Consider the following 6,587-nt stretch of genomic DNA (forward strand, 5'->3'; position numbering starts at 1 on the left):
TTGCAGCACCACGCCAACGATGTTCTTGCCAATGTCGTGCACATCACCCTTCACGGTGGCGATGACCATCTTGCCGTTGCTGGAGCCTTTCTCTTTACTGGCTTCAATATACGGTTCGAGGTAAGCCACCGCCTGCTTCATCACGCGGGCTGATTTCACCACCTGCGGCAGGAACATTTTGCCCTCGCCGAACAGGTCGCCGACCACGTTCATGCCGTCCATCAGCGGCCCTTCGATCACCTCAATCGGGCGTTCGGCCTGCTGGCGCGCTTCTTCTGTGTCGAGCTCGATAAATTCGGTAATGCCTTTCACCAGCGAGTATTCAAGGCGCTTTTTCACGTCCCAACTACGCCACTCCGCCATCTGGGCGTTCGCGGTGTCGTCGGTTTTACTGCCGCGATATTTCTCGGCCAGCTCCAGCAGACGCTCGGTACCATCTTCACGTCGGTTGAGGATCACATCTTCAACCGCGTCGCGCAGCTCGGCGGGCAGGTCGTCATAGATAGCCAGCTGTCCGGCGTTGACGATGCCCATGTCCATCCCATTGCGAATCGCATAGTAGAGGAATACCGCGTGAATAGCCTCACGTACCGGGTCGTTGCCGCGGAACGAGAAGGAAACGTTAGAGACGCCGCCGGAAATCAGCGCGTGCGGCAGCTCGCGTTTAATATCTTCACAGGCACCGATAAAGTCCTGCGCATAGTTGTTGTGCTCTTCAATCCCGGTTGCCACGGCGAAAATGTTTGGGTCGAAGATGATGTCTTCCGGCGGGAAGCCCACTTCTTCGGTGAGAATTTTGTACGCCCGGCGGCAAATCTCAATTTTACGTTCGCGGGTATCCGCCTGGCCCTGTTCGTCAAAGGCCATCACCACCACCGCAGCACCGTAGCGACGCAGCAGCTTCGCGTGATGGATAAAGATCTCCACCCCCTCTTTCATCGAGATGGAGTTAACGATGCCTTTACCCTGAATGCACTTCAGTCCTTTTTCGATGACTTCCCATTTCGAGGAGTCGATCATAATCGGCACGCGGGCGATGTCCGGCTCGCCGGCAATCAGGTTGAGGAAGCGCACCATCGCCGCTTCGGCGTCGAGCATCCCCTCATCCATGTTGATGTCGATAATCTGCGCGCCGCTTTCCACCTGCTGGCGGGCGACGTCCAGCGCTTCGCTGTATTTTTCTTCTTTGATCAGACGCTTAAATTTCGCTGAACCGGTGACGTTGGTACGTTCGCCGACGTTAACAAACAGGCTATCGTCGCCAATGTTCAGCGGTTCAAGGCCGGACAGCCGGCAGGCCACCGGGATTTCTGGCAACTTGCGCGGCGGTAAACCTTCTACCGCCCGGCTCATCGCGGCGATATGTTCCGGCGTGGTGCCGCAACAACCGCCAACCACATTGAGGAAACCGGCCTCGGCCCATTCGCGAATCTGTGTCGCCATGGTGTCGGCGTCGAGGTCGTACTCGCCGAAGGCGTTCGGCAGCCCGGCGTTCGGGTGCGCGGTGACGTAGCATTCGGCAATGCGTGACAGCTCCTGCACGTACTGGCGCAGCTCGTCCGGGCCTAAGGCGCAGTTCAGACCGAAGGTCAGCGCATCGGCGTGACGCAATGAGTTATAGAACGCTTCGGTGGTCTGGCCGGAAAGCGTACGTCCGGATGCATCGGTAATGGTGCCGGAAAGCATAATCGGCAGCTCGACGCCCAGCGCTTCGAACTCGGTTTTTACCGCGAAAATAGCGGCTTTAGCATTGAGGGTATCAAAGACGGTTTCAATCAGGATCAGGTCGCTGCCGCCTTCCACCAGCGCTTTAGTGGATTCGCGATAGGCGGCCACCAGCTGGTCAAAGGTAATGTTGCGGTATGCCGGGTCGTTGACGTCGGGCGAGATAGAGGCCGTACGGTTGGTTGGGCCAAGCACGCCCGCGACATAGCGCGGTTTGTTCGGCGTGCGCGCCGTCCATTCGTCTGCCGCCGCGCGCGCCAGCTTCGCCGCCGCAAAGTTGATTTCCGCCGACAGGGATTCCATCTGGTAATCCGCCATGGCGATAGTCGTGGAGTTAAAGGTGTTGGTTTCGATGATATCCGCACCCGCCTCAAAGTAGGCGTTATGGATCGCGGCAATCACCTCCGGCTTGCTGAGCACCAGCAGGTCGTTGTTGCCCTTCAGGTCGCAAGGCCAGTCGGCGAAGCGCTCGCCGCGGAAATCCTCTTCGCTCAGACGATATCCCTGGATCATGGTGCCCATCCCGCCGTCCAGCACCAGAATACGTTCATTTAACTGCTGACGTAATTGTTCTACTTTGCTGCTCACACTCGCTCCCGACAACGCTCAACCAGACCGAAAAAACTCAACAGGCCATACTGGCACAAACCTGAGAGGCGGAAAAGAGAACAACGGCCAACATGAGACATGTTCAGCTTCACTCATCCGATCAGTACAGGAATTCTTGCATTATAATCGAATAAAACGAAAATGATTTCCACGATACAGAAAAGGAGTCCGCCATGGTTGCCCCTGTCCCCGCGAAACGCGGTAGAAAACCCGCCGCTGCCACTACGCCTGCAACCGGGCAGGTTCAGTCTTTGACCCGGGGTCTGAAGCTACTGGAGTGGATTGCGGAATCCAACGGCAGCGTGGCGCTAACCGAGCTGGCGCAGCAGGCCGGTCTGCCGAACTCAACAACCCACCGTCTGTTGACTACCATGCAGCAGCAAGGTTTTGTCCGCCAGGTGGGCGAATTAGGCCACTGGGCCGTGGGTGCGCATGCGTTTATCGTCGGCAGCAGCTTTTTGCAAAGCCGCAATCTGCTGGCGATTGTGCACCCCATTCTGCGCAAACTAATGGAAGATTCGGGTGAGACGGTAAACCTGGCCGTGCTGGATCAAAGCGACCATCAGGCCATTATTATCGACCAGGTGCAGTGCACCCAGTTGATGCGCATGTCTGCGCCTATCGGCGGCAAGCTGCCGATGCACGCCTCCGGTGCGGGCAAGGCATTTTTATCTCAATTGAGTGAAGAACAGGTTACCGGTCTGCTGCACCGCAAAGGGCTACACGCGTATACCCATGCCACGCTGGTGTCGCCGGTCCATCTGAAAGAGGATTTGGCGCAGACACGTAAGCGCGGCTATTCCTTTGATGATGAAGAACACGCGCTGGGCCTGCGCTGCGTGGCGTCGTGCATTTATGATGAACACCGTGAGCCGTTCGCCGCCATCTCCATTTCCGGGCCAATTTCACGCATTACCGATGATCGCGTGACCGAGTTTGGCGCAATGGCGATCAAAGCAGCGAAAGAAGTCACGCTGGCGTACGGCGGGTTTAGATAAGCAAGGGTTGGGACTGATTTGTAGACCTGATAAGCGCAGCGCCATCAGGCGCGGCGTACATTGCCGGATGGCGGCGCAAGGGCCTTATCCGGCCTACGGTCGGTTTCATAACGTACGCTAAACCGCTGCCGACGAAGGTAAGCGTAAACATCTTCCACGTGACCTTCCCGGATCCGCGTTTGCAGCCCTCGCCAGTAGTCGGCGCTGAACAGGTCAGCGTGCATCTCCTCAAACAACGGCCCGATGCGCGGGTCGGCACATAGCCAGTGACGAAACTCTTCCGGGAAGACATCCCCCGGCGACACGCTGTACCACGGTTCAGCGCTCATCTCATCTTCCGGGTAGCGCGGCGGTGGGATATGGCGGAAATTCACCTCCGTCATATAGCAAATTTCATCGTAGTCGTAGAACACCACGCGCCCGTGGCGGGTCACGCCGAAGTTCTTAAACAGCATATCTCCCGGGAAAATATTGGCGGCGGCCAGCTGACGAATGGCGTTGCCGTACTCTTCTATCGCGTCGCGCAGCTGCTGGCCTTCGACCTGCTCCAGCCAGATATTCAGCGGCACCATGCGCCGTTCGATATACAGATGGCGAATAACAATCTGATCGCCGAGATCGGTAATTTTTTCCGGCGCTTCCTGTAGTAGCAGCGCCATCAGCGCCGGGTCGATTTGCCGTTTATCCAGCACAAAGTTTTCAAACTCCTGGGTATCGGCCATGCGCCCGACGCGATCGTGCTCTTTCACCAGCTGGTAGCAGGCGCGGACGTGCGCGGCGGACATCTCCTTTTGCGGCGCAAATTTGTCTTTGATGATTTTAAACACCCGGTCGAAGCCCGGTAGGGTAAACACCAGCATCACCATGCCGCGGATCCCCGGCGCTTCGATAAATTGCTCATCGCAATCAGCGAGATAAAGCAGATACTCGCGGTAGCTTTCGGTCTTCGCGTGTTTCTGACAACCAATCGCCATATACAATTCAGCGGTGGTTTTACCGGGCAGGATCTCGCGCAACCACTCCACTAACGCCGCGGGCAGCGGAGCGTAAACCATAAAGTAGGAGCGGGCAAAACCAAACACAATGCTCGCTTCCGCCGTCGTGGTCAGACAGGTATCGACAAACAGTTCGCCTTCGTCAGTCCGGTGGATTGGCAATAAAAACGGCAGCGTCCCGGAAGGGGTAATCAGCTTACCGACCAGCCAGGCGGCCTTATTGCGATAAAACAGTTCGTTCGCCACCTGTAAATGACAGCGCGGCAACACATCCGCACCCAGAGTTTCGGTCAGGTGTTCAATGATGTAGTGGATATCACGATGTTTGTTCTGCCACGGTAGACGCAGAGGCAGATCGCTGAGAACGCGGGTGAGCAGCCACTCCCAGCCGGTATCGGGAAAAAAGTCTTTCGCCAGCGGGCGGGGGATCGTGCGAAAACGGCGCTCTGGCTGAGAGCTAAAAATAAACAGCCGCTCGGGAGTCAGCGAGCGGTGGTCAAATAACCGGCAGTAAACGGAGTTAAAGAAGCTCTCCGCAATCTCGAAGCGCGGATAATCCGGCAAGAGCCGGGTGTAATGATCTTTCACGCGGAGCAAAAAATCCGCGTCGGTACTTTTGCCGTCAGTAATGCAGCGCAGCTGTTCCACCACCAGACCCACATGATGATCGTAAAGGTGAATACGGCTTTTCATCGCCTGCTGAACCGCATGCCAGTCGGCATGTTCAAAACGCTGCTGCGCGCCGGAGGTGACTTCCAGAAAACGCCCGTACTGGGCGTCGAAACCTTGTAAAATTGTCTGAGCAATCAGTAATTCCAGGCCACGCGTCATCGATATCTCCCATCCGGCACAACGTCATGCCGGATGGCGCATGCGCTTTTCCGGCCTACATCCCTTCGTAGGCCCGGCAAGCGCAGCGCCACCGGGCATTGATCAGAACTGCGATTCTTCGGTGGAACCCGTTAACGCGGTAACGGAAGAGGCGCCGCCCTGAATGATGGTGGTAACTTTATCGAAGTAGCCGGTACCCACTTCCTGCTGGTGGGACACGAAGGTGTAACCGTCTTTTGCCGCCGCAAATTCTGGCTGCTGCACCTTCTCAACATAGTGGCGCATGCCTTCACCCTGCGCATAGGAGTGCGCGAGGTCGAACATGTTGAACCACATGCTGTGAATACCTGCCAGGGTAATGAACTGGTATTTATAGCCCATGTCCGACAACTGCTGCTGGAAGCTGGCAATGGTTTTATCATCCAGGTTTTTCTGCCAGTTAAACGACGGCGAACAGTTGTAGGCCAGCAGTTTACCTGGGAATTTCGCATGAATGGCATCGGCAAAGCGCTTCGCCAGTTCGAGGTCTGGTGTGGAAGTTTCACTCCACACCAGATCCGCATATGGCGCGTAGGCCAGACCGCGGCTGATCGCCTGCTCAATACCAGCATGTGTACGGAAGAAGCCTTCGCAGGTACGTTCGCCAGTAATGAACTCGCTGTCGTAGGCGTCGCAGTCAGAGGTAATCAAATCAGCTGCGTCAGCATCGGTACGCGCAATCACCAGCGTCGGCACGCCCATCACGTCGGCAGCCAGACGGGCCGCCACCAGTTTCTGAATAGCTTCCTGAGTCGGCACCAGCACCTTACCGCCCATGTGACCGCATTTTTTCACTGATGCGAGCTGATCTTCGAAGTGAACGGCTGCTGCACCAGCCTCAATCATCGATTTCATCAGTTCAAACGCGTTCAGAACCCCGCCAAAGCCCGCTTCCGCATCGGCAACGATCGGCAAGAAGTAATCCACGTAGCGCGGATCGTTCGGCTCAATACCGCTTGACCATTGGATCTGATCCGCACGACGGAAAGTGTTGTTGATCCGATCCACCACTGCCGGGACGGAGTTCGCCGGATACAGCGATTGATCCGGATACATGCTGGAGGCCAGGTTGGCATCTGCCGCCACCTGCCAGCCAGAAAGGTAAACCGCTTCAATACCGGCTTTCGCCTGTTGCAGCGCCTGGCCGCCGGTCAGCGCGCCGAGGCTGTTGATATACCCTTTCTTCGACTCACCGTGCAGCAGACGCCACATTTTCGCCGCACCAAGCTGCGCCAGCGTGCATTCCGGGTTGACCGAGCCACGTAATTTCACCACATCCTCCGCGCTATATGGACGGGTGATGCCTTCCCAGCGCGGTTGAGTCCACTCTTTCTGTAATTCTTCGATTTGTTGATTACGGGTTTTCATGTGCAGATGCTCCATATTGTTA

Annotated in this window: 4 protein-coding genes; 1 reads left to right on the forward strand and 3 read right to left on the reverse strand. The window is 56.6% G+C overall.

The features are described from left to right. The coding region (gene metH / locus KQJ18_RS20360) for a methionine synthase (RefSeq protein ID WP_216422597.1) at positions 1 to 2,313 on the reverse strand (2,313 nt) is incomplete at its 3' end. 194 nt (positions 2,314 to 2,507) lie between these two features. Between metH and iclR the strand changes: the two genes are divergently transcribed. Next, positions 2,508 to 3,332: a glyoxylate bypass operon transcriptional repressor IclR gene (iclR, locus tag KQJ18_RS20365; RefSeq protein WP_038636184.1), complete on the forward strand. Its 825-nt coding sequence runs from the start codon at positions 2,508 to 2,510 to the stop codon at positions 3,330 to 3,332. 44 nt (positions 3,333 to 3,376) lie between these two features. On the opposite strand, the gene aceK is transcribed toward iclR, so the two are convergent. Both aceK and aceA read right to left on the reverse strand, forming a co-directional pair. Further along, positions 3,377 to 5,158, reverse strand: a complete 1,782-nt coding sequence (aceK, locus tag KQJ18_RS20370; protein WP_216422599.1) for a bifunctional isocitrate dehydrogenase kinase/phosphatase — start codon at positions 5,156 to 5,158, stop codon at positions 3,377 to 3,379. Positions 5,159 to 5,260: 102 nt separating this feature from the next. After that, positions 5,261 to 6,565, reverse strand: coding sequence for an isocitrate lyase (gene aceA / locus KQJ18_RS20375; protein WP_216422601.1), 1,305 nt, complete (start codon positions 6,563 to 6,565; stop codon positions 5,261 to 5,263). Between the last annotated feature and the right edge of the window lie 22 nt (positions 6,566 to 6,587).

The organism is Citrobacter sp. S55_ASV_140 (genome assembly GCF_018919505.1).
GTDB classification, from domain to species: Bacteria; Pseudomonadota; Gammaproteobacteria; order Enterobacterales; family Enterobacteriaceae; genus Citrobacter; species Citrobacter werkmanii.

Excerpts from the sequence above, each read along its gene's own strand:
- iclR (WP_038636184.1), top strand. The coding sequence starts at position 2,508 with ATGGTTGCCCCTGTCCCCGCGAAACGCGGTAGAAAACCCGCCGCTGCC.
- aceK (WP_216422599.1), bottom strand. The coding sequence starts at position 5,158 with ATGACGCGTGGCCTGGAATTACTGATTGCTCAGACAATTTTACAAGGT.
- aceA (WP_216422601.1), bottom strand. The coding sequence starts at position 6,565 with ATGAAAACCCGTAATCAACAAATCGAAGAATTACAGAAAGAGTGGACT.